We start from the raw sequence: 22,866 nt of genomic DNA, 5'->3' as shown, positions 1-22,866 counted from the left end.
GCGGAGGTTCACACAGGGACGTGCACGGCCTCGACGCGGGAGGCGACAAGCTGCTCCCGCTCACGGCGGACCGCCCGGGACCCGAGCCGCAGAATCTGGCAGAGCCCCACCGCTTCCAGGACGAACACCGCGGAGAACGCCACGCGATAGTCGTCCCCGGTGGCGTCCAGCAGCAGCCCGATCGCGAGCAGCGTCGTCATGGAGGCGACGAAGCCGCCCATGTTGGTGATACCGGAGGCCGTGCCCTGGCGCTCCGGCGGGTTGGCGGGCCGCGCGAAGTCGAATCCGATCATGGAGGCGGGCCCGCAGGCCCCGAGCACGGTGCACAGGACGATCAGCAGCCACATCGGGGCGTGGTCCCCGGGGAAGGCGAGCGTGGCCGCCCAGGCCGTGGCCGTCGCCCCTATGGTGCCGAGCGCCAGCGGGAGGCGCGCGGCGTGGTGCCGGGCGACGATCTGGCCGTAGACCAGGCCGACGACCATGTTCGAGAGCACGACGAGCGTGAGCAGCTCCCCGGCGGTCGCCCGCGAGAGGCCCTGCGCCTCGACGAGGAACGGCAGGCCCCACAGCAGCAGGAACACCATCGCGGGGAACTGCGTGGTGAAGTGCACCCACATGCCGAGCCGGGTGCCGGGCTCCCGCCAGGACAGGCCGATCTGCTTGCGCACGAAGGCCGCCCCGGTGTGCCCGACCGGCTCCGGCTCATGGCCCTCGGGGTGGTCCTTCAGGAACAGCGTCATCAGGACGAGGACGACGACACCGCACAGCGCGCTGCCCGCGAAGGCGGCGGTCCAGCCGACGGAGTGCAGCAGCCGGGCAAGGACGAGGGTGGAGACGAGATTGCCCGCCATGCCGACGAGCCCCGCGAGCTGCGCGACGAGCGGGCCGCGACGGGCCGGGAACCAGCGGGTGCCGAGCCGCAGCACGCTGATGAAGGTCAGCGCGTCACCGCAGCCGAGCAGGGCGCGTGAGGCGAGCGCCATCGCGTACGAGGGTGAGAACGCGAAGCCGAGCTGTCCCACCGTGAACAGCACGGCCCCGATGGTCAGCACCTTCTTGGTGCCGAGCCGGTCGACCATCAGGCCGACGGGTATCTGCATCCCCGCGTACACGAGCAGCTGGAGGATGGAGAAGGTCGACAGGGCGGAGGCGTTGACGTGGAACCGGTCGGCGGCGTCGAGCCCGGCGACGCCGAGGGAGGTCCGGAAGATGACGGCGACGAAGTAGACGGCGACGCCGACGGACCAGACGACCACGGCCTTCTTGCCGCCGGGCGGATCACCGGGGAGAGAGACGGGCGAGGAGAGAGAACTCACCGAAACCTCCCGTTCCTGTCGCTCCTACGGCGAGGGTCCGATGCGGCGAGACGGGTGGGTGAGTGGGAAACCCGCCGCGAAGCGGCAAAAAACCCAAAACCCACGGACGGCGAGCCACGAAAGCGCACCTTCACCGGACCTCACCCCGCGCAAGGTTCTGGAACCAGCCCACGTGCCGGGTGACAACAGAGACCGCCGCCTCCGCGTCGCCGCAACGCAACGCCGCGAGAAGCTCCTCATGCTCCGCGAGCGTCTTCGCGATCCGGTCGGGATGCGAGTGCATCACCGCGACCCCCATCCGCAACTGCCGGTCCCGAAGCTGGTCGTAGAGCCGCGAGAGAATCTCGTTCCCCCCGCTGCGCACGATCTCGGCGTGAAAGCACCGGTCGGTGACCGCGGCCCCCGCGAGATCCCCCGCGGCGGCCTGCGCCCGCTGCCGGGACAGCAGCGCCTCCAGCCGCTCCACGAGCCCCGCCGGCGCCGGCACGGCCTTGCGCACCGCGTGCGTCTCGACGAGCAGCCGCGTCTCGACGACGTCCGCGATCTCCTGCGCGGAGACGGGCAGCACGAGGGCCCCCTTCTTCGGGTAGAGCCGCAGCAGCCCTTCGACCTCCAGCTTCAGCAGCGCCTCGCGCACCGGCGTCCGGGAGACCCCCACGGCCTCGGCGAGTTCGCCCTCGGTGAGGAGCGTGCCGCCCTCGTAGCGGCGTTCCAGGACGGCCTGCTTCACGTGCGCGTAGACGCGCTCCGCGGCGGGCGGCTGCTTGATGGAGGTGACTGGCATGCGCACAGCATAGATACAACACGCATGCGAGGGAATCTCCGTCCATAGGGCAGTCGAATGAGACCGCACGGGTATTTCCCGGGCCACGCCGCACATTCCCGGGCCACCCCGCACATCCATTACCCCCTCTCGCTCGTCTTACGGAAGAGCGGCCCCTCCATGCGGCCGCAATCCAGGGGCATTTGGAGCAGAGATCTTGAATACCGGCATTAAGGGCGTACGTCGCGTATCAGCTGTTACCGTCACCGCGAGCGCGATACTGGCCGGCGGCGTCCTCACCACCCCGGCCGCGCACGCGGCCGCACCGCCGAAGCCATCCATCGTCGCCAAGGGCGGCTATGTGATGAACAACGCCACGGGTAAGAGCCTCTACACCAAGTCCGCCGACACCCGCCGGTCCACCGGCTCCACGACGAAGATCATGACGGCGCGCGTCGTCCTCGGCCAGCGGAACCTCAACCTGGATTCCAAGGTCACGGTCCAGAAGGCGTACAGCGACTACATCGTCGCCAACAACTACGCGTCCTCGGCCCGTCTGATCGTCGGCGACAAGGTCACCGTCCGCCAGCTGCTGTACGGGCTGATGCTGCCGTCCGGCTGCGACGCCGCGTATGCGCTCGCGGACAAGTTCGGCAAGGGCTCGACCCGCAAGGCCCGCGTGCAGAACTTCATCGGCCAGATGAACTCCACGGCCAAGACGCTCGGCCTGACGAACACCAACTTCGACTCGTTCGACGGCATCGGACACGGCAAGAACTACTCGACGCCGCGCGATCTGACGAAACTGACGAGCAACGCGATGAAGTACTCCACGTTCCGTACGGTCGTGAAGACGAAGTCGACGAAGCAGAAGGTCACCACGAAAACCGGCGGCTACCGCTACATGCCGTGGTCGAACACGAACACCCTCCTCGGTTCCTACCGCGGCGCCATCGGCGTGAAGACGGGCTCGGGCCCCGAGGCGAAGTACTGCCTCGTCTTCGCGGCGACCCGCAACGGCAAGACGGTCATCGGCACGGTCCTGACCTCTTCCTCCCCGGCCAACCGCACCTCGGACGCCAAGAAGCTGATGGACTACGGCTTCAAGGTCGCCTGACACCCGGCAGCAGTACGGAGGAGGGGCCCGCCGCGATCTCCGCGGCGGGCCCCCCTTCGTATACCGCTATACCGCTATACCGGTGTATCGCTATACCGATATACCGGCGACCGGGCACTACGCCCAGGTCAGCAGCCTCTTCGGCCGCTCCAGAATGGCCGCAACATCGGCGAGCACCTTGGAACCCAGCTCCCCGTCCACCAGGCGGTGGTCGAAGGAGAGCGCGAGCGTGGTCACCTGGCGCGGCTTGACCTTGCCCTTGTGGACCCACGGCTGGAGCTTGATCGAGCCGACCGCGAGGATCGCGGACTCACCGGGGTTCAGGATCGGCGTGCCCGTGTCGACGCCGAAGACGCCGACGTTCGTGATCGTGACCGTGCCGCCCTGCATGGCGCCGGGCGAGGTCTTGCCCGACCGCGCCGTGGCCACCAACTCGCCGAGCGACTCGGCCAGTTCCGGCAGAGTCTTGGCGTGCGCGTCCTTGATGTTCGGCACGATCAGACCGCGCGGAGTGGCCGCGGCGATGCCGAGGTTCACATAGTGCTTCTGGACGATCTCCTGATTGGCCTCGTCCCAGGCGGCGTTGACGTCGGGGTTCCGCTTGATCGCCACCAGCAGGGCCTTGGAGATGAACAGCAGCGGATTGACCCGCAGCCCCTCGAACCCGTACTCGCCGGGGTCCCGCTTCATCTCCTCGACCAGCTTCATCGTCCGCGTCACGTCGACGGTCACGAACTCCGTGACATGCGGCGCGCTGAACGCCGAGCCGACCATCGCCTGCGCGGTGGCCTTGCGGACGCCCTTCACAGGGATGCGGGTCTCCCGGGCGTCGGCACCGACCGCGGCACCGGCCGCGGGGGCGGGCGCAGAGGCGGGGGCGGCCTGCGGCGCGGGGGCCTCGGTCACCGCCGACCGGTCCTGCGGCCGCGCGGCCGGGGCCGGGGCCACCGCCGCGTGCACGTCCTCGCGGGTGATGATCCCGTCGGGCCCGGACGGCGTGACCGTCGCGAGGTCCACTCCGAGGTCCTTGGCGAGCTTGCGCACCGGCGGCTTGGCCAGCGGCCGGGCGCCGTGGCCGTTCACATCATGCCGCGCCACCGGCTGCGGCTCCAGCTCCGGCTCCGGCTCCGGCTCCGGCACGTTCTGCGCCCCGACCTTCCGCGCACGCCGCTTCGTCGAGGACTCGGCGACCCCGTACCCCACGAGCACGGGCTGCCGGCCCGCCGGTGCGGCGGGGTCAGCCTCGGGCTCGGGCGCCGCGACCGGCTCAGGTGCCGCCGCCGGCTCGGGCGCCGCCACGGCTCCCGCCCCGCCGCCCGACACGTCCACCGAGATGATCACCTGGCCGACGTCGACCGTCGTGCCCTCGGGGAAGCGCAGCTCACGTACGACACCGTTGAACGGAATGGGGAGTTCGACCGCGGCCTTGGCCGTCTCGACCTCGCACACGACCTGCCCGTCGGTGACGGTGTCACCCGGCGTCACATACCACTTGAGAATTTCGGCCTCGGTGAGTCCCTCGCCCACGTCGGGCATCTTGAACTCGGCAAGAGCGGTGTCTGTCATCGTCGTCACGACCCTCTCCCTCAGTACGCCAGCGAGCGGTCGACGGTGTCGAGCACCCGGTCGAGGCCCGGCAGGTACTCCTCTTCGAGGCGCGCCGGCGGATACGGGGCGTGATAGCCGCCGACCCTCAGCACCGGAGCCTCCAAGTGGTAGAAGCACCGCTCGGTGATGCGGGCCGCGATCTCCGCGCCCGTGCCCAGGAAGACCGGGGCCTCGTGCACGACGACGAGCCGCCGGGTCTTCTCGACCGAGGTCTGCACGGTGTCGAAGTCGAGCGGCGACATGGAGCGCAGGTCCAGGACCTCCAGGGACTTGCCCTCCTCCTCGGCGGCCGCGGCCGCCTCCAGGCAGACCTTCACCATCGGGCCGTACGCCACGAGCGTGAGGTCGCTGCCCTCGCGGGCGACGGTGGCCTTGTGCAGGGGCCCGGGGATGGCCTCCTTGTCGACCTCGCCCTTGTCCCAGTAACGCCGCTTCGGCTCGAAGAAGATCACCGGGTCGTCGCTCAGGATGGCCTGCTGCATCATCCAGTAGGCGTCCGCCGAGTTGGAAGGGGACACCACCTTCAGGCCCGCCACGTGCGCGAAGAGCGCCTCGGGCGACTCGCTGTGGTGCTCGACCGCGCCGATCCCGCCGCCGTACGGAATGCGGATGACGACCGGCATCTTGATCTTGCCGAGCGCGCGGGCGTGCATCTTCGCGAGCTGCGTGACGATCTGGTCGTACGCGGGGAAGACGAAGCCGTCGAACTGGATCTCCACCACGGGGCGGTAGCCGCGCAGCGCGAGGCCGATGGCCGTACCGACGATGCCCGACTCGGCGAGCGGGGTGTCGATGACCCGGTCCTCACCGAAGTCCTTCTGCAGCCCCTCGGTGACGCGGAAGACGCCGCCGAGCTTGCCGACGTCCTCGCCCATGACGAGGACCTTGGGGTCATTCTCCAGCGCCGTGCGCAGCGATTCGTTGATCGCCTTGGCGATGGGAAGTTTCTGGACAGCCATGGTTATTTGCCCTCCCCACCCGCGGGAGCGTCCGCGAACGACGCCTGGTAGGCGACGAACTGGGCGCGCTCCTCGTCCACGAGCGCGTGCCCGTCGGCATACGCGTTCTCGAAGATCGCCATCAGATCCGGATCCGGCATCGCCCGCACCGCCTCCCGCACTCGCTTGCCCAACGCTTCGCTCTCGTCGTCGAGTTCCGCGAAGAATCCCTCATCCGCGTGACCTTCGGACTCCAGGTAGCCCCGCAGCCGCAGAATCGGGTCCTTGGCCTCCCAGGCCACCCGCTCGTCGTCGTTGCGGTACTTGCTCGGGTCGTCGGAGGTCGTGTGCGCGCCCATGCGGTACGTGAACGCCTCGATCAGCGTGGGGCCCTCACCCGTACGGGCCCGCTCCAGGGCCCACTTGGTGACGGCGAGCACGGCGAGCACGTCGTTGCCGTCGACCCGCACACCCGGGAAGCCGTAGCCCTGCGCGCGCTGGTAAAGCGGTACGCGGGTCTGCTTCTCGGTCGGCTCGGAGATCGCCCACTGGTTGTTCTGGCAGAAGAACACGACCGGGGCGTTGTAGACCGCGGAGAAGGTGAACGATTCGGCCACGTCGCCCTGGCTGGAGGCGCCGTCCCCGAAGTACGCGATCACGGCCGAGTCGGCGCCGTCCTTGGCCACGCCCATGGCGTAGCCGGTGGCGTGCAGCGTCTGCGAGCCGATGACGATCGTGTACAGGTGGAAGTTGTTGCTGTTCGGGTCCCAGCCGCCGTTGTTCACGCCGCGGAACATGCCGAGCAGGTTCGTCGGGTCGACCCCGCGGCACCAGGCGACGCCGTGCTCGCGGTACGTGGGGAACACGTAGTCGTCGTCGCGCGTGGCCCGGCCGGAGCCGATCTGGGCGGCCTCCTGGCCGAGCAGCGACGCCCACAGGCCCAGCTCGCCCTGACGCTGCAAGGAGGTGGCCTCGGCGTCGAAGCGGCGGGTGAGGACCATGTCGCGGTACAGGCCGCGCAGCTCCTCGCCGGTGATGTCGGCGACGTACGCGTCGTAGACGGCGTTCTTCGCGCTCTTGACCCGCTTGCCCTCGGGCGTCAGCAGTTGTACGAGCTCGGGCTCCGTGCTTTTCTGCGGCGCGGCCTTCTTGGCGCTCGCGCGCTTGCCGCTGCCGGTACTGCTGCGGCGCGGTGTGCGCGCGGCGGTGCTCTCCACGGTCACGTGTGCTCCTCCGTCGGTCCGGCTCCCGGGGGTTACCGGGTAGCCAGTACGGCTCGCCTGGTCCGTGCCCGCGCACGGGGGTGGGTGCGGCTGGCCGGGAACAGGCGTGACAGGTGCCCCGGCGAGCGCCCTGCACAAAGCACGTTACCCAGTGCTCCCCAATTCTGTGAAACCCCATCTGACCTGCGAATTTGCTTGGATTTCCAAGTAAACGGCGACGTGCTGAGTACTTGGATTTCCGAGTAGATCGAGAAAAGGGGGAACACTTCCTGGTCACAGCACTGATCACAGCCTGGCAGGGGGCCGGAACACCGGCACGTTATCCCGGGCACCCCGGGCACGGGAAGAGCCGCACGAGAAGGGTTCCGCCCGGGCACCGAAAGAGCGTGTGTGTGAGACTGACCCCGTGCGCGATGACGGAAAAATTACGGTATTTCTCCTCGACGATCACGAAGTGGTCCGGCGCGGAGTCCATGAGCTGCTCTCCGTGGAGTCCGACATCGAGGTGGTCGGCGAGGCCGGCACCGCGGCGGACGCCCTAGTCAGGATCCCCGCGACCCGGCCCGACGTGGCCGTGCTCGATGTGCGCCTGCCGGACGGCAGCGGCGTCGAGGTGTGCCGCGAGATCCGCTCGCAGAACGAGGACATCAAGTGCCTGATGCTCACCTCGTTCGCCGACGACGAGGCCCTCTTCGACGCGATCATGGCCGGTGCCTCGGGCTATGTCCTGAAGGCCATCCGCGGCAATGAGCTGCTCACCGCCGTGCGCGACGTGGCCGCCGGCAAGTCCCTGCTCGACCCCGTCGCCACGGCCCGGGTCCTGGAGCGGCTGCGCGACGGCAACAGCACCAAGGGCGACGACCGCCTCGCGGGCCTCACCGACCAGGAGCGGAAGATCCTCGACCTGATCGGCGAGGGCCTCACCAACCGCGTCATCGGCGAGCGGCTGCACCTCGCCGAGAAGACGATCAAGAATTACGTCTCCAGCCTGCTCTCCAAGCTGGGCATGGAGCGCCGCTCGCAGGCCGCCGCGTACGTGGCGCGCATGCAGGCGGAGAAGCAGCGCTGACGAAACTCGCCACCGACGGGACTTACGTCCCGTTTGATGGGGGCGGGGTCCTCTTTTCCGGCATCCCGGTCCTGGACGAGGGTGGGGTCATGTCCATCGACCCCGTCGAACCCACCGCCTCTGCCGCCTCCGCCGCCTGCGCCGATGAACAGCTCGCCTTCGAACTGCTCCGCCGTACCGACTACGGGCGGGTGGCGACCAGCATGCGCGCGCTGCCCTTCCTCGCCGTGGCCCGCCACATCGTCGTCGACGGGCAGCTCCTGCTGCGCATGCACAAGGGGTACGGCTACCACCAGGCGTGCGCCGGCAGCGTCGTCGCGTACGGGGCGGACAACCTCGACGCGGCGTCCGCCCGAGACGGCCAGTGGACCGTGCAGTGCGTGGGCCTCTGCGAGGCGGCCGAGCCGACCGACGCGGAGCTGGCACTCTTCGGCCCGACGCCGCACTTCGCGGGCGGGGAGCTCTTCGACGGGGTGTACCTGCGGATAGAGCCGCAGCTGTGGGCGGTCGAGCCGCAACGCCTGGCGTAGGCGAGGCGTTGCACAGCGGCACCCCGCCCCGCCGGGCCGCGCACCCGTCCCTACGTCAACACGGTCGCCGGATCAGGCGCCGTCGCCGTCACCACTGCCCGGGTCCTCGCCGCCGTCGGTCGGGTCCGTCGTGACCGGCGGGTCCGTCGGCGGGTCCGTCACCGGGTCGTCCGTCGGGTCCGGCGTCGTCGGATCCGGCGTGGGCTGGGTCGGATTCGTCGTCGGCTGCGTCGGACGCTGCGTCGGCTGCGTCGGCCCGGTCGGCTGATTCGTCTGCGGGGGATAGTCGGTCTGGCCCCCCGTGTCCCCGCCCGGCTCCGTCTCCTCGCCCGTCTCGTCCTGGTCCGGACTCTTGCTGGGCTTCTCCTTCTGCGACTGCTTCGTCGAAGGAGTCGTCGGAGTCTTGTCCTTGTCCTTCGTGTCGTTGCTCGCGTTCAGCGCGAACGCGACGCCCACCGCGATCGCGATGACCGCGAGCACAGCGAAGATCCACATCTTGCCGCGGCCGCCCTTGCCGCCGCGCTGCCCGCCCTCGAAACCGCCGTCGTCGCCCGGCGGCCGCAGCATCGGGCCCGGGATCTGCGCGGTCCCCGAGTCCGGGTGCCCCATCGCGGCCGTCCCCACGACGCCCATCGCCGGGGTGTTGCCGCCCTCGTGCATCTCGACGGGCCCGGTGTTCCAGGTTCCCGTGTGGCTGCCCTGCTCGTGCAGCATCTGCAGCCCGTACTGGACGAGGCCGCGCATCTCCTCGGCGGTCTGGAACCGGTCGTCCGGGTCCTTGGCGAGGGAGCGCATGACGAGCCCGTCCAGCTCCGGCGGCGCCGCGTCCGAGACCTGGGAGGGCGGCAAGGCCGTGTCCTGGACGTGCTGATAGACCACGGAGAGCGGCGTCTCGCCGGTGAACGGCGGCCGCAGCGCGAGCAGTTCGTAGAGCAGACAGCCGGTCGCGTACAGGTCGGAGCGGTGGTCGACGGCCTTGCCGAGCGCCTGCTCGGGCGACAGGTACTGGGGCGTGCCCATGACCATGCCGGTCTGCGTCATCGTCGACTGCGCGCCGTGCAGGGCGCGCGCGATGCCGAAGTCCATCACCTTCACCGCGCCGGTGTTGGTGATGATCACGTTCGCGGGCTTGATGTCGCGGTGCACGATGCCGTGCTGGTGCGAGTACGCGAGCGCTTCGAGCACCCCGGAGACGATGATGAGTGCCTGCTCGGCCCCCGGCGCCTCCGCGCTCAGCAGCAGATCGCGGATCGTGCGGCCCTCGACGATCTCCATGACGATGTACGGGACGACGCTCGGCCCGACGGCGTCTTCACCGGAGTCGTACACCGCGACCACAGCGTGGTGGTTGAGGCCGGCGACGGACTGGGCCTCGCGCGTGAAGCGGGCCTTGGAGACGGGGTCCTCGGCGAGGTCGGAGCGGAGCAGCTTGACCGCGACGGTGCGGCCGAGACGTACGTCCTCGGCCGCGAACACCTCGGCCATACCGCCCCGGCCGAGTCTGTGGGTCAGCCGATACCGGCCGTCTCCGACGAGCCCGCCATTGCCCCACAACTCGGGCGCGTCAGACATTCCGCCGCCAGTCGCCTCGGGGTCGGACGGGCCCTGAGCGCGCTGCGTCTGTGCCATCAGTCCTCGCCGTCGTTTCTGGTCGTGGTACTTGGTGCTGAGTACGTCGCTGTACGGGTACTCCGACGGGCCACGCTACAGCCTTCACACCACCCGTCGGTTCGAGGTGGACCGGACATAAAAGCGTTCCCGGGTCCTCACGCGCAAACTTGTAACGCTTCCGAGACGCTTCTTGCGCGTACGGTCACGGAACGGGCACCGAGCTTGACGCGTCCTCGTCCTGGGGCAGACTTGGCCAGGAATAGCGGGTAATCGATCACCAGCCGCGGAGCCGTCCGGCCGCCGCGCCGATGGGGGACGCACGAGATGAGCAGCCAGGACGGCGCACAGGGGCGGTACGCGGGGCGTTCGCTGGCCGGCGGCCGCTACCAACTGCGCGATCTGCTCGGCGAAGGCGGCATGGCCTCGGTCCACCTCGCGTACGACGCCGTTCTCGATCGCCAAGTCGCGATCAAGACGCTCCACACCGAGCTGGGCCGCGAGCAGTCCTTCCGCGAGCGCTTCCGCCGCGAGGCCCAGTCGGTGGCGAAGCTCACGCACACGAACATCGTGTCGGTCTTCGACACCGGCGAGGACGATCTCGACGGCACGACGATGCCGTACATCGTCATGGAGTACGTCGAGGGCAAGCCGCTCGGCTCCGTGCTCGACGCGTCCGTCGCGCAGTTCGGCGCGATGCCGACGGACCAGGCCCTGAAGATCACGGCCGACGTCCTCGCGGCGCTGGAGATCAGCCACGAGATGGGCCTGGTGCACCGCGACATCAAGCCCGGCAACGTCATGATGACCAAGCGCAACGTCGTCAAGGTCATGGACTTCGGCATCGCCCGTGCCATGCAGTCCGGCGTCACGTCGATGACGCAGACCGGCATGGTCGTCGGCACCCCGCAGTACCTCTCGCCGGAGCAGGCCCTCGGGCGCGGCGTGGACGCGCGCTCCGACCTCTACTCGGTCGGCATCATGCTCTTCCAACTGGTCACGGGACGGCTGCCGTTCGAGGCGGACTCGCCGCTGGCCATCGCGTATGCCCACGTCCAGGAGGAGCCGGTCGCTCCGTCCTCGATCAACCGTTCGCTGCCGCCCGCGGTCGACGCGATCGTCGCCCGCGCGCTCAAAAAGAACCCGAACGAGCGTTTCCCGACGGCCGAGTCCATGCGGGACGAGTGCCTGCGCGTGGCCCAGGCCTTCCAGGCGGCGGCGCCCAGCATCGTCCCCGGCGCCCCGACGGCGAGCGGCGCGGGCGTCGGCTCCGCGGTCTTCCCGCCGGTCGACTCCTCGCTCCCGCAGCAGTCGGGCAGCGTCCAGACCCCGTACCAGCCGGGTCCTTACGGCCCGGCGACCCCGGCCCCGACTCCCGCGCCCACTCCGGGCTACGGCTACCCGCCGCAGCAGCAGGGCTACCAGACCCCGGCGCCCACCAACGCGTACACGCCGCAGCAGGGGGCGCACACGCCGCCGCCGTACAACCTCTCCCCGCAGCCGGCCACGACGGCGTCCTCCGGTTCGGGCGGCTCCGGCAAGCGGAACATGCCGGTGATCGTCGGCTCGATCGTCGTCGCCCTCCTCGCCATCGGCGGCCTGATCACCGCCCTCTCGCTCAACGGCGACGACAAGGGCGGCAAGGAAGCGACGGACGACAAGTCGAAGCAGCCGGTGGCGGGCTACAAGGGTCCCGATCGCAACAACGTGATCGAGAAGGAGAAGTGCACGGACCCGGACATCGGCTACAACGACGAGACCAAGATCAAGGTCCCGGACTTCACCTTCCGCGACTGGAAGTCCGTCCTGACCTGCCTGCAGGCCGCCGGATGGCAGTACGACAAGCGCGAGGTCGACGAGAACGCCTACGGCAAGGACACCATCATGCGGCAGACCCCGAAGGAAGGCACGGAGGTCGACCCGAAGAACGTCGACATCCAGTTCGACATCTCGACGGGCAACCCGGCTTGAGTACGGCTTGAGCACAGCTTCTGTACGACGAGGGGCCCGGTACGCGGAGTGCGTGCCGGGCCCCTCGTCGCAGGTCGTTCTAGTCGCAGGTCGTTCTAGTCGCAGGTCGTCCTGGTCGTAGGTCGTCCTGGTCGTAGGTCGTCCTAGAGGTAGGGACCCCCCGTTCGGCCCGCGAGGCCGCCCTCGTCGTCGTCATCGCCGCCGCCCACACCGGGCGGCAGCGCCCGCCGCATCTGCTCCAGCTGGGCCCGCGCCGCCATCTGCTGCGCGAACAGCGTGGTCTGGATCCCGTGGAAGAGGCCTTCGAGCCAGCCGACCAGCTGGGCCTGCGCGATGCGCAGTTCGGCGTCGCTGGGCGTCGCCTCCTCCGTGAAGGGCAGGGAGAGCCGCTCCAGCTCCTCGACGAGCTCGGGGGCGAGTCCGTCCTCCAGCTCCTTGACCGAGCTGGCGTGGATCTCCTTGAGGCGGACCCGGCTCGCCTCGTCGAGAGGAGCCGCCCGCACCTCCTCGAGCAGCTGCTTGATCATGCTGCCGATGCGCATGACCTTGGCCGGTTGTTCGACCATCTCCGTCACCGGGACCTCGCGGGATTCGTCGTCTCCGCCACCACCGAGAGCCATTCCGTCCTGGCCCACGACCAGGACCTGGGGGCTCTCCTGTGACCGTTCGTTCCTCGGCATCTCCATGCCGCCATTCTCTCGCACCCCTACATCACACATCGGTAGTGCCCCCGTACGGAGCTGATCCACCCTCAGCCGCGCCGCAACCGCAGAGCGAGGAAGCCGAGCCCGAGCCCGATGAGGACCAGACCGCCGCCGAGCGGCAGGACGCGCAGCCCCGGCAGCACGGCCTCGGTGGGCGCCGGTTCCCCGGCGTCGGACACGGTGTCGCGGTGCGTCACGGGGGCCGGTTCGGGCTGCGGCGGCGGTACGTACGGCGGGGGCGTGAGGGGTGGCGGCGGCGGATCGGGCAGCGGCGGGTCCGGCCGCCCCGGCCGCGCGCGGCCCTCACCCGGCCGGCTCCCGGCGCGAGGCGTCTCGTCGACGGTGGAGACGGGGCCTCGGGGCGCGGATTCGGCCGCGTACGACATGAGGTCGTCCGGTACGAGTGCCGCGAGGGACGTGAGCAGCGTCGCCACGAGGACCATGCGAAGAGTCGTCCATGGAACAGGCACCGCGCCGGCTCCCTCCCGCTGTCGGGTCGCCCAGGACCAAGAGGATCATCACGCCAGTGACAGCGTCACATAGCACGACAATTCCGGCACCTTGATCGCATCCGAAGGGGTCGGCCCGAAGGGGGCGGCCCGAAGGGGCGCGGGGAACTGCGCGACCAGCCACGTCGAGCCCGCAGAGACGAGACCACGCGCCAGTCCCCCTACCCCGCACGGCACGGCACGGCACGGCACGACGGCACCGCACGGCACGGCACGACGGCACCGCACGGCACCGCACGGCACGGCACGGCACCGCACCGCGCCCCGGCAACGCGCTACCGCGTAAGCAGCACCTTCCCGATGTGCCCGCTCTCCTCAAGGACGCGATGCGCCGCCGCCGCGTCCCTCATCGGCACCGTCCGGTCGACGATCGGCCGGACGTGCCCCCCACCGATCAGCGGCCAGACATGCTCCCGCACCGCCGCGACGATCGACGCCTTCTCGGCGGCGGGGCGGCCGCGCAGCGAGGTGGCGGTGACGGCGGCACGCTTGTTGAGGAGCGTGGCGATGTTCAGCTCGCCCTTGACGCCGCCCTGCATGCCGATGATCGCGAGCCGGCCGTTGACCGCGAGGGACCGCACGTTCCGGTCCAGGTACTTCGCGCCCATGTTGTCGAGGATGACGTCCGCGCCGGCCCCGTCCGTGGCCCGCTGGATCTCCTCGACGAAGTCCTGCTCGCGGTAGTTGATGAGGACGTCGGCCCCCAGTTCCCCGCAGAACGCCAGCTTCTCCTTGCTGCCCGCCGTGACGGCGACCTTCGCCCCGACCGCCTTGGCCAGCTGGATCGCCATGGTGCCGATGCCGCTCGAACCGCCGTGCGCGAGCAGCGTCTCGCCGGGGCGCAGGTGGGAAATCATGAAGACGTTGGACCAGACGGTGGAGGTCACCTCGGGCAGCGCGGCCGCCGTCACGAGGTCGACGCCCTCGGGCACGGGGAACAGCTGCCCGGCCGGGACGACGACCTGCTCGGCGTAACCGCCGCCCGAGAGCAGGGCGCACACCTCGTCGCCGACCGCCCAGCCGGAGACGCCGGGGCCGAGCGCGGTGACGCGGCCCGCGCACTCCAGGCCGGGGTACGGGGACGCGCCGGGCGGCGGGTTGTAGGCGCCCTGCCGCTGCAGCAGATCGGCGCGGTTCACGGCGCTGGCCACCACCTCGACCAGCACCTCGCCCTCACCGGGCACGGGATCGGGCACCTCGGCCCATACGAGCGCTTCAGGGCCACCGGGTTCGGGGATCGTGATCGCATACATGCGGCCGAGGCTACTCCGGCCCTCAGCGGGGGCGCGGGAAAGAGCGCGCCCCCGTCCGGGGCGCGGGGGGACTGCGCGATGGGCGGGAGACCGAGCGCCCCGTCAGGGGCGCGGGGAACTGCGCGACCAGCCACGACGCACCGCTACCGCGAAAGAGAACCCCAAGCCCATCCCCACGCCGAACCCTGGTCCTGGGGTACGACCCCAGCCCCGGCACAGCGCCGGCGCCCCCGCAGGGAGGGCCCGCCCTCAGTCCGCCGGCAACGGCTTCGTGTCGGGCGCGACCGCCGACCCCGGGGTCACCCGCACAATCGTGATCAGCCGGTCCATCAACTGCAGCTTCCCGACGGCCGGGTCGTCGTACCCGAGCACCCGATGCCCTCGTACGACACTCACGACCAGGTCATCCGTCTCCCGGACGCCCTTCCCCACCTCGGCCTTTATGACCGGCCGCTCGACGAGGTCGAGCCCGGAGCCCTGCTGGATCAGGTCCTCCATGACCATGCCCGCGCTGGGGCTCAGCACGGAGAGCCCGAGCAGCCGGCCCGCCGCGCTGGCGCTGGTGATCACCGCGTCGGCGCCGGACTGCCGGAGCAGCGGCGCGTTCTCCTCCTCGCGGACCGCGGCCACGATCTTCGCCCCGCGGTTCAGCTGCCGTGCGGTGAGGGCGACAAGGACCGCCGTGTCGTCGCGCTGCGTCGCGATGATGATCTGGCGGGCCCGCTGCACCTCCGCGCGGAGCAGCACATCGCTGCGCGTGGCGTCGCCGATGACACCCGCGTACCCCTCCGCCGTGGCCGCGTCGACGACCTTCGCGCTGGGGTCGACCACTACGATCTGCTCCGGTTTCAGACCGGTCGCGCAGACGGTCTGGATCGCCGAGCGGCCTTTGGTGCCAAAGCCGACGACGACGGTGTGTTCACGCAAGTTGGACCTCCAGCGGGACAGACGCCATTCCTCGCGCGTCCGTTCCGTGAGCACTTCGAGGGTCGTGCCGACCAGGATGATCAGAAAGAGCACGCGCAACGGCGTGATCATGAGGATGTTGGTGAGCCGGGCGCTGTCGCTGTACGGGACGATGTCGCCGTACCCGGTGGTGGAGAGCGTGACGGTGGCGTAGTACGCGGCATCGAGGAAGTCGACGCGCTCGTCCGAGTTGTCGTGGTAGCCGCCGCGGTCGATCCAGACTATGAACGTCGTCAGGGCGAGCACCAGCAAGGCCATCAGCAGACGCCGGGTGACCTGGCGCAACGGCCGTTCCATCACCCGCTGGGGCAGTTTGATCCGGTGGGTGGCGTGGTGCTCTTCGGGATTGCGGGCGATCGCGTCGTGGCCGGGAAGTTTCACGTGAAACACACCCCGCCGCCGTCGGTCAGGGCCCAGGGGAGATCGAGGATCTCCAGCTCCTGGCCCTTGCGGGCACCGCCGGGCGGCACGACCGCGAGCGCGTCGGCCGCGGCGATGCCGCGCAGCATCGCCGGGCCGTTGAAGTGCAGCGGCACGGCGTGCTCGGCGCGCAGGGCGACGGGCACGAGGCGGGTGTCGTACGGGTGTCCCTGCACGTCGTCGCGTACGGGCGCGGTGTACGTCGAGCCGGTCGATGCGGCCGGATCCGCCGAAGCCGCGTAAGCGGCCGAAGTGGCCGAAGCCGCGTAAGCCTCCGAGGAGCCGCCGCCGGGGTCGGCCGTGCGTCCGGTGAGTGTGCGCAGCAGCGGCTCGGCCAGCGTCAGCAGTCCGGAGACGGCGGCGAGCGGATTGCCCGGGAGACCGACGAGGTGCTGCCCCGGCCGGATGCGGGCCAGCAGCATCGGGTGTCCGGGGCGTACGGCGACACCGTCCACGAGCAGTTCGGCGCCGATGCGGCGCAGCGTGGGGTGGATGTGGTCGACGGGGCCCGACGCCGTGCCGCCCGTCGTGACGATCAGGTCGGCGGTCGACGTCTTGAGCGCCTGGTGGAGCGCCTTCGCGTCGTCGCCGAGCCACCGGACCCCGGTGACCTCGGCGCCGAGCGCGCGCAGCCAGGGCGGCAGCATCGGGCCGAGCGCGTCCCGGATGAGGCCCTGGCGGGGCAGGCCCTCGGTGAGCAACTCGTCGCCGAGTACGAGGACTTCGGCGCGGGGCCTGCGGACGGTACGGAGGGTGTCGTACCCGGCGGCCGCGGCGAGCCCGAGTACGGCGGGCGTCACGAGGGAGCCGGCCGGCAGGAGATGGTCACCGGAACGGCACTCCTGACCGCGCGGGCGGATGTCCTGCCCCGGCACCACCTCGCGCAGGGCGTGCAGCCTGCCCTTGTCGTCGATGCGGCCGTGCTCGCTGCGCAGAACCGCGGTGCCGTCCCGCGGGATGCGGGCGCCCGTCGCGATGCGGACCGCCTCTCCGTCGCCGAGCGTCTGCGGACCGTCGTGTCCGGCGAGGATCCCGTCGGCCCGTACGTCCCAGGGGCCCGGGCCCGCGACGACCCAGCCGTCCATCGCGGAGGTGTCGAAGGACGGCAGGTCGGTGAGGGCGGCGAGCGGAACGGCCAGAACCATCCCGAGGGCCCCCTCCAACGGAACCCCCACGGGCTCACCCCCGGCCCTCGGCACGACCCGCGCGGCGAGGGCACGGGCCGCGGGCCAGGGGGTGACGCCGACCGGGGCTGTCGGCGCGGCCGGGGACGCCGAGCGGGGCACGACTCCGTGACCGTCCCGGCACTCGTTCACCAGAGCAAGAGCTTCATCGAGCTCGGCATCCGGCGCGGGGTTCCCACTCATCCGGCGTCCGGGGCGGGGTGGGGCTGGGGGCGCGGGGTCGCCGAGGGCTCCGGATCGGAGGTGGCGGGGGGCTGCGCGCCGGGACTCGCCTGGGGCTCCGCGCCGGAGGCCGCATGAAGCCCGGCGCCGGAGGCGGTGTCGACGGCGGTGTCGGAGGTCGACGTCGGCTTCGCGTCCTGTTCGTCCTCTTCGTCCTCGTCCGCCCAACGGGCCGCCAGCGCCGCGGCCTTGCGCGCCGCCTGGGCCACCGCTTCGGCGCCGCCCGTCGTCCCGCCCCGCGCGGCGGCCTGCGCCGCCGCGTAGCCGACGAGGAAGGTGGTCAGCGGTGCCGCCGGCCTGGCCACGCCGTGCGCGGCATCGCGGGCGAGGTCGAGGAGGGTGCCGGTATCGACGTCGAGTTCGATGCCCAGCTCGTCCTTGACTGCGGAAATCCATTCATCCAACACGTGCCCATGCTCCCTGATGCGCGCCCGCGCGGCCGCGATGTCGTCCCAGGTGTCGCAGTCGAAGGCGGCGACGGGGTCGGCGACCCGGGTCAGGTCGAGCCGCGCGGTCAGCAACCGCAGCGGCAGCCCGCCGAGCCCACCACCCCGGCCCGCGCCCTCACCCGCGCCCGCGAGCCCCGCGATCTCCCGCCGGAGCGACGCACTCCGATAGGCCGCGACGAGCGGCTGCTCACGGCCCCCGGGATCGGTGAGGACCGCCCCGTCCGCGCCGCTCTCCCGCAGGGCGCCCAGCAGACGGCGTACGGTCTCCTCGGCCAGGAACGGCAGGTCCGCGGAGAGCACCACCACCCGCTCCGCCGTCGTGCGCCGCAGGCCCGCGTCGAGCGCGGCCAGCGGCCCGCCGCCCGGCGGCTCCTCGCGGGCCCACACCACGGGCCGTACGGTCGGCCTCGGCGCGGCCACGACGACGGTGGTCCCGGCGCCGGCGCACGCCGCCAGGACCCGGTCGATCAGCGTCCGGCCGCCCACGCGCACGCCGGGTTTGTCGGCGCCGCCGAGCCGCGCTGCGCCGCCACCGGCGAGCACCACGGCGTCGTACGGGGCACCTTCGTTCGCGGTCACCCCCCGAGTATGGGCGTACGGAGGATCATTGCCACCCCATTACGGGCCCTTGGGCTGGGTAAAGGGCTTACGTCACCAAGGGTCCTCACACCGACCGCAACAGCACCGCCGGCTGTTCGACGCAGTCCGCCACGTACCGCAGGAAGCCTCCGGCCGTGCCGCCGTCGCACACCCGGTGGTCGAAGGTGAGCGACAGCTGGACCACGTGCCGCACCGCCAACTCACCCTGATGCACCCACGGCTTGGGGACGATCCGGCCCACGCCGAGCATGGCCGCCTCGGGGTGGTTGATGATCGGCGTGGATCCGTCGACCCCGAACACCCCGTAGTTGTTCAGCGTGAACGTCCCCCCGGTGAGCTCCCCGGGGGTCAGCGTCCCGGCCCGCCCTTCCTCCGTGAGCCGGATCAACTCGGCGTTGATCGACGCGGTCGTCCGCGTCTGCGCGTGCCGTACGACCGGGACGACCAGGCCCCGATCGGTCTGCGCGGCGAATCCAAGGTGGATGTCGGTGAACTGCCGCACCTCCCGCGCCTCCATGTCCACCGTGGAGTTCAGCATCGGGAAGCGCTCCAGTGCGGCCACGCTGATGCGGGCGAGCAGCGCGAGCAGCGACACCTTGTGGCCGTCGCGCTCCGTCATCGCGGCGTTCATGGCGGCACGGGCGGCGAGCAGTTCCGTCGCGTCGGCGTCGACCCAGCAGGTGGCCTCCGGTATCTCGCGCCTGCTGCGGGACATCTTGTCGGCGACGAGGCCCCGGATGCCGGTCAGCGGATGCCGGGACTCGATGCCCGCGCGCGTGGGCTGCTGCCCCGCCCCGACCTGGCGGCGCGTCTCGGCCCGTCCGGCGCGGATCAGCTCGTCGTCCTCGCGGACCGCCTTCTTGACCGCCGCGACCCGGCGCGCCTCGCTCTTGGCACCCGAGGCATCGGCCTCGGCACTTGAGATGTAGGTCTCAGCACCCGAGGTGGCCTTCTCGCGCTCGGCCGCCCGGCCCCCGCCGATGGCCGCCTCGACGTCGGCCCGCGTGATGAGCCCGTCCGGGCCCGAACCCGCGAGCCCGCGCAGCTCCACGCCGTGCTCCCGCGCCAGCTTGCGTACGAGAGGGGAGATCACCGGGACCGGGCCGTCCACGCGCGCGGGAGGCCTTTCCGGGCCAGGCCCTTCGGAGGGCGTCCTCAGGGCGGGCCGCGTGGGCAGCACCCTCCTGCGGCGGGCGGGCGCCGCCGCGGTGCCGTAACCGACCAGGACGTTCCCTGAGGACTCCTCCTCGGCCGTCCGCAGGGCCCGCTCGGCGGGCTCCTCGGGCGCTCGGGGACCGGTCGGCGCGCTCACGGCGACCGTCAGCAGCGGGGAACCCACGGGGAGTTCCTCGCCCTCCTCGCCGAAGCGGGCCGTGACCACGCCCCCGTAGGGACACGGCACCTCGACCATCGCCTTGGCCGTCTCGACCTCGACGACCGGCTGGTCCACGGCGACGACGTCCCCGACCTGGACGAGCCAGCGGACGATCTCGGCCTCCGTGAGCCCTTCGCCGAGGTCGGGCAGTTTGAACTCCAGGCTGTTCACATCAAAAGCAGGCGCCATCAGCTCTCCGCCTCCCACTGCAACCGCGCGACCGTGTCCAGGATCCGGTCGACACCCGGAAGGTGGTGCTTCTCCAGCATCGGCGGCGGATACGGGATGTCGAACCCCGCGACCCGCAGCACCGGCGCCTCCAAGTGGTGGAAGCACCGCTCGGTGACCCGCGCCGCGATCTCTCCGCCGGGGCCGCCGAAGCCGCCCGACTCGTGCACGACGACCGCCCGCCCCGTGCGTCGCACGGACGCGGCGACCGTCTCGTCGTCGAAGGGCACCAGCGACCGCAGGTCGACCACTTCGAGGTCCCAGCCCTCCGCGCGCGCCGCCTCGGCCGCCTCCAGGCAGACGGGCACGGACGGGCCGTACGTGATGAGCGTGGCGCTGCGCCCGGGGCGCCGCACCACCGCGCGGCCTATCGGTTCAACGGCCTGGGGAGCCTCCGGGTTCCAGTCGGCCTTGGACCAGTACAGCCGCTTCGGCTCCAGGAAGACGACCGGGTCGTCGGAGGCGATGGAGGCCCGCAGCAGGCCGTAGGCGTCGGCGACCGTGGCGGGCGTCACGACATGGAGGCCCGGGGTCGCCATGTAGTACGCCTCTGAGGAATCGCTGTGGTGCTCCACTCCGCCGATTCCGCCGCCGTAGGGCACGCGCACGGTGATGGGCAGCGGCATCGCGCCCCTGGTGCGGTTGCGCATCCGCGCCACGTGCGAGATCAGCTGCTCGAAGGCCGGATAGGCGAAGGCGTCGAACTGCATCTCGACGACGGGCCGCAAGCCGTACATGGCCATGCCGACCGCTGTCCCCAGGATGCCCGCCTCCGCCAGCGGTGTGTCCGTGCAGCGGTCCTCGCCGAACTCCTTGGTGAGCCCGTCGGTGACCCGGAAGACACCGCCGAGCGCCCCCACGTCTTCTCCGAGGACGTGCACGGAGGGGTCCTCGGTCATGGAGTCGCGCAGCGCGCGTCCGAGCGCCTGCGCCATGGTGGCCGGTTTGGTGGCCGGCTTCACCGCGACCGTGGTCATCGCGTCTCCTCCTGGGCCTCTTCGGAGGCCACTTCCAGCTCGGCGCGCAACTGCGCCGCCTGCTCCCTCAACTGGGAGGTCTGCTCGGCGTACACATGCGTGAAGAGGTCCATGGGGTCGAGCAGGGGGTCCTGGTTCATGCGCTCGCGCAGGTCGGCCGCCATGGCCTCGGCGTCCTCGCTCGCCTGCCGCTTGGTGTCGTCGTCGAGGAGGCCGCGCTCCGCCAACTCCCGCTCCAGGAGCAGGATCGGGTCGTGGTCGCGCCACGCCTCGACCTCGGCATCGTGGCGGTAGCGCGTGGCGTCGTCGGCGTTCGTGTGGGCTTCCACGCGGTACGTGACCGCCTCCACGAGGGTGGGCCCGCCGCCCTCCCGCGCGCGGGTGACCGCTTCGCCCAGGACCTCGTGCATCGCGACCGCGTCGTTGCCGTCCACCAGACGCCCCGGCATGCCGTACCCGACGGCCTTGTGGGCCAGGGAGGGCGCCGCGGTCTGCTTGGCGAGCGGCACGGAGATCGCGAAGCCGTTGTTCTGCACGAGGAAGACCACGGGCGCCCGCCACACGGCGGCGAAGTTCAGCGCCTCGTGGAAGTCGCCTTCGCTGGTGCCGCCGTCGCCGACCATGGCGAGCGCGACCACGTCGTCGCCTTTGAGGCGGGCGGCGTGCGCGAGGCCCACGGCGTGGGGCAGCTGGGTGGCGAGGGGCGTGCACAGGGGCGCTATGCGGTGCTCGCGCGGGTCGTAACCGGTGTGCCAGTCGCCGCGGAGCAGCGTCAGCGCGCTCACGGGGTCGAGGCCGCGGGCGACCACGGCGAGTGTGTCCCGGTAGCTCGGGAAGAGCCAGTCCCGCTCGTCGAGGGCCAGCGCGGCGGCCACCTCGCAGGCCTCCTGGCCGGTGCTGGAGGGGTAGACCGCGAGCCTGCCCTGCTTCGTCAGCGCCGTCGCCTGGGTGTTGTAGCGACGTCCTCGCACCAGCTCGGCGTAGAGACGGCGCAGCAGCCCGGGGTCGGCCTTCGCGGCGGCCTCGGTGCCAAGGACGCGGTAGGGCTCCGCGTCCGGCAGCAGCGGCGCGGGGTCGGTCCTGGGCTGCCAAGCGGGGGGCGGGGTCGGCCGGTAGGCGCCCCGCTGCTCCATAACCGTCATGACGGCACCTCCTGGGGGAAGCGGTCTCCTCGTGGGAGCGGCAAAAGAGGCGCGGCGATGTGATGCGCCTCACCTACCGATTGTTCGGTCGTCGGCACATTTTGGCTACAGGCACCTCCAGGCTGTGGACAAACGGTTCTGCACAGCCTGGGATGGATGCAGTACGTCCATGGTAGGGAGGCGGGGGGACATGGCATCTGAACGAATGGCCGTGCAGCATGCCGGCGACCGGCCGGAGCCCCGGCCCCTGGACTCCATCGACCGTGACATCCTCCAGATCCTGCACACGGACGGTCGCGCGTCGATACGCTCCGTGGCCGAACGGGTCCATGTGTCACGGGCCAACGCGTACGCGCGCATCAACCGCCTCATCGACGACGGCGTCATCCGGGGCTTCGGGGCGCGGATCAACCACGAGCGCGCCGGGCAGGGCGCGTCGGCGTACATCACGCTCAAAATCGTGCAGAACACCTGGCGCACGGTGCGCGACCATCTGCGCGCGCTCCCCGGTGCCTCCCATATCGCGCTGGTCAGCGGCGACTTCGACGTACTGCTCCTGGTGCACACGCCGGACAACCGCGCCCTGCGCGAGCTGGTGCTGACCCGGCTGCAGTCCATCCCCGAAGTCCTCAGCACGCGTACGTTGCTCGTCTTCGAGGAGGAGGACCTGGAGAGCGCCGAGCCGGAGGGGTGA

At 70.9% G+C, this 22,866-nt stretch carries 20 protein-coding genes; 5 read left to right on the top strand and 15 right to left on the bottom strand.

What is annotated here, in order from left to right; genetic code table 11:
• Window positions 1-8: 8 nt before the first annotated feature.
• On the bottom strand, window positions 9-1,316 hold the full coding sequence (locus ACWDVB_RS26270; RefSeq protein ID WP_451517161.1) for an MFS transporter: 1,308 nt from the start codon (window positions 1,314-1,316) through the stop codon (window positions 9-11).
• A gap of 130 nt (window positions 1,317-1,446) precedes the next feature.
• Entirely contained in the window at window positions 1,447-2,100 is a 654-nt protein-coding gene (locus ACWDVB_RS26265) for a GntR family transcriptional regulator (protein ID WP_451517162.1), read from the bottom strand.
• A gap of 196 nt (window positions 2,101-2,296) precedes the next feature.
• Here ACWDVB_RS26265 and ACWDVB_RS26260 point away from each other — a divergent pair, with 196 nt between their 5' ends.
• A complete protein-coding gene (locus ACWDVB_RS26260) occupies window positions 2,297-3,196 on the top strand; it encodes a D-alanyl-D-alanine carboxypeptidase family protein (RefSeq protein ID WP_451517163.1) in 900 nt (299 codons plus the stop codon).
• 117 nt (window positions 3,197-3,313) lie between these two features.
• Here the strand turns inward: ACWDVB_RS26260 and ACWDVB_RS26255 are convergent, their stop codons facing one another.
• From ACWDVB_RS26255 to pdhA (ACWDVB_RS26245), 3 genes are read right to left on the bottom strand one after another with little or no spacing between them, the layout of a single operon-like run.
• Window positions 3,314-4,771 (bottom strand): dihydrolipoamide acetyltransferase family protein, encoded by a 1,458-nt coding sequence (locus ACWDVB_RS26255; RefSeq protein ID WP_451517164.1) that lies wholly within the window; start codon window positions 4,769-4,771, stop codon window positions 3,314-3,316.
• Between the two features lie 11 nt (window positions 4,772-4,782).
• Window positions 4,783-5,763 (bottom strand): alpha-ketoacid dehydrogenase subunit beta, encoded by a 981-nt coding sequence (locus ACWDVB_RS26250; RefSeq protein ID WP_451517165.1) that lies wholly within the window; start codon window positions 5,761-5,763, stop codon window positions 4,783-4,785.
• Window positions 5,764-5,765: 2 nt separating this feature from the next.
• The gene (gene pdhA / locus ACWDVB_RS26245) at window positions 5,766-6,965 is read right to left on the bottom strand and encodes a pyruvate dehydrogenase (acetyl-transferring) E1 component subunit alpha (protein ID WP_451517166.1); all 1,200 of its coding nucleotides are present in this window, start codon (window positions 6,963-6,965) and stop codon (window positions 5,766-5,768) included.
• A gap of 406 nt (window positions 6,966-7,371) precedes the next feature.
• Here pdhA (ACWDVB_RS26245) and ACWDVB_RS26240 point away from each other — a divergent pair, with 406 nt between their 5' ends.
• Together ACWDVB_RS26240 and ACWDVB_RS26235 are read left to right on the top strand one after the other, a co-directional pair.
• Entirely contained in the window at window positions 7,372-8,034 is a 663-nt protein-coding gene (locus tag ACWDVB_RS26240; RefSeq protein ID WP_451517167.1) for a response regulator, read from the top strand.
• An 89-nt stretch (window positions 8,035-8,123) separates the two neighbouring features.
• Window positions 8,124-8,564: a pyridoxamine 5'-phosphate oxidase family protein gene (locus ACWDVB_RS26235; RefSeq protein WP_451517168.1), complete on the top strand. Its 441-nt coding sequence runs from the start codon at window positions 8,124-8,126 to the stop codon at window positions 8,562-8,564.
• A gap of 72 nt (window positions 8,565-8,636) precedes the next feature.
• Here ACWDVB_RS26235 and ACWDVB_RS26230 read toward each other — a convergent pair whose 3' ends face one another.
• Window positions 8,637-10,193, bottom strand: coding sequence for a protein kinase domain-containing protein (locus ACWDVB_RS26230; protein WP_451517169.1), 1,557 nt, complete (start codon window positions 10,191-10,193; stop codon window positions 8,637-8,639).
• Between the two features lie 306 nt (window positions 10,194-10,499).
• On the opposite strand from ACWDVB_RS26230, the gene ACWDVB_RS26225 reads away from it, so the two are divergent.
• A complete protein-coding gene (locus ACWDVB_RS26225) occupies window positions 10,500-12,143 on the top strand; it encodes a protein kinase domain-containing protein (protein WP_451517170.1) in 1,644 nt (547 codons plus the stop codon).
• A gap of 143 nt (window positions 12,144-12,286) precedes the next feature.
• Here ACWDVB_RS26225 and ACWDVB_RS26220 read toward each other — a convergent pair whose 3' ends face one another.
• The 9 genes from ACWDVB_RS26220 to pdhA (ACWDVB_RS26180) all read right to left on the bottom strand — a co-directional run bounded on the left by ACWDVB_RS26220 (window position 12,287) and on the right by pdhA (ACWDVB_RS26180) (window position 22,172).
• A complete protein-coding gene (locus ACWDVB_RS26220) occupies window positions 12,287-12,829 on the bottom strand; it encodes a bacterial proteasome activator family protein (RefSeq protein ID WP_451517171.1) in 543 nt (180 codons plus the stop codon).
• A 65-nt stretch (window positions 12,830-12,894) separates the two neighbouring features.
• Window positions 12,895-13,317 (bottom strand): hypothetical protein, encoded by a 423-nt coding sequence (locus ACWDVB_RS26215; protein WP_451517172.1) that lies wholly within the window; start codon window positions 13,315-13,317, stop codon window positions 12,895-12,897.
• Window positions 13,318-13,631: 314 nt separating this feature from the next.
• The gene (locus ACWDVB_RS26210) at window positions 13,632-14,609 is read right to left on the bottom strand and encodes an NAD(P)H-quinone oxidoreductase (RefSeq protein WP_451517173.1); all 978 of its coding nucleotides are present in this window, start codon (window positions 14,607-14,609) and stop codon (window positions 13,632-13,634) included.
• A gap of 249 nt (window positions 14,610-14,858) precedes the next feature.
• Window positions 14,859-15,965, bottom strand: a complete 1,107-nt coding sequence (locus tag ACWDVB_RS26205) for a potassium channel family protein (RefSeq protein ID WP_451517174.1) — start codon at window positions 15,963-15,965, stop codon at window positions 14,859-14,861.
• Window positions 15,953-17,362: a molybdopterin molybdotransferase MoeA gene (locus tag ACWDVB_RS26200; protein WP_451517175.1), complete on the bottom strand. Its 1,410-nt coding sequence runs from the start codon at window positions 17,360-17,362 to the stop codon at window positions 15,953-15,955. Before ACWDVB_RS26200 ends, ACWDVB_RS26205 begins: the two co-directional genes overlap by 13 nt.
• On the bottom strand, window positions 17,359-18,429 hold the full coding sequence (locus ACWDVB_RS26195) for an NTP transferase domain-containing protein (RefSeq protein ID WP_451517176.1): 1,071 nt from the start codon (window positions 18,427-18,429) through the stop codon (window positions 17,359-17,361). Before ACWDVB_RS26195 ends, ACWDVB_RS26200 begins: the two co-directional genes overlap by 4 nt.
• Before the next feature lie 85 nt (window positions 18,430-18,514).
• On the bottom strand, window positions 18,515-20,014 hold the full coding sequence (locus ACWDVB_RS26190) for a dihydrolipoamide acetyltransferase family protein (protein WP_451517177.1): 1,500 nt from the start codon (window positions 20,012-20,014) through the stop codon (window positions 18,515-18,517).
• Window positions 20,014-21,030, bottom strand: a complete 1,017-nt coding sequence (locus ACWDVB_RS26185) for an alpha-ketoacid dehydrogenase subunit beta (protein WP_451517178.1) — start codon at window positions 21,028-21,030, stop codon at window positions 20,014-20,016. The genes ACWDVB_RS26190 and ACWDVB_RS26185 overlap by 1 nt, the downstream gene beginning before the upstream one ends.
• A complete protein-coding gene (gene pdhA / locus ACWDVB_RS26180) occupies window positions 21,027-22,172 on the bottom strand; it encodes a pyruvate dehydrogenase (acetyl-transferring) E1 component subunit alpha (protein ID WP_451517179.1) in 1,146 nt (381 codons plus the stop codon). The genes ACWDVB_RS26185 and pdhA (ACWDVB_RS26180) overlap by 4 nt, the downstream gene beginning before the upstream one ends.
• A 190-nt stretch (window positions 22,173-22,362) precedes the next feature.
• Here pdhA (ACWDVB_RS26180) and ACWDVB_RS26175 point away from each other — a divergent pair, with 190 nt between their 5' ends.
• Window positions 22,363-22,866 carry an Lrp/AsnC family transcriptional regulator gene (locus tag ACWDVB_RS26175; RefSeq protein ID WP_451517180.1) on the top strand — a complete coding sequence of 168 codons (504 nt, stop codon included), beginning with the start codon at window positions 22,363-22,365 and terminating at the stop codon, window positions 22,864-22,866.

Source organism: Streptomyces sp. NPDC003379 (assembly GCF_053589195.1).
Note: the sequence above shows the minus strand (reverse complement) of the source record. Positions and strands in the feature narration are given on the sequence as shown.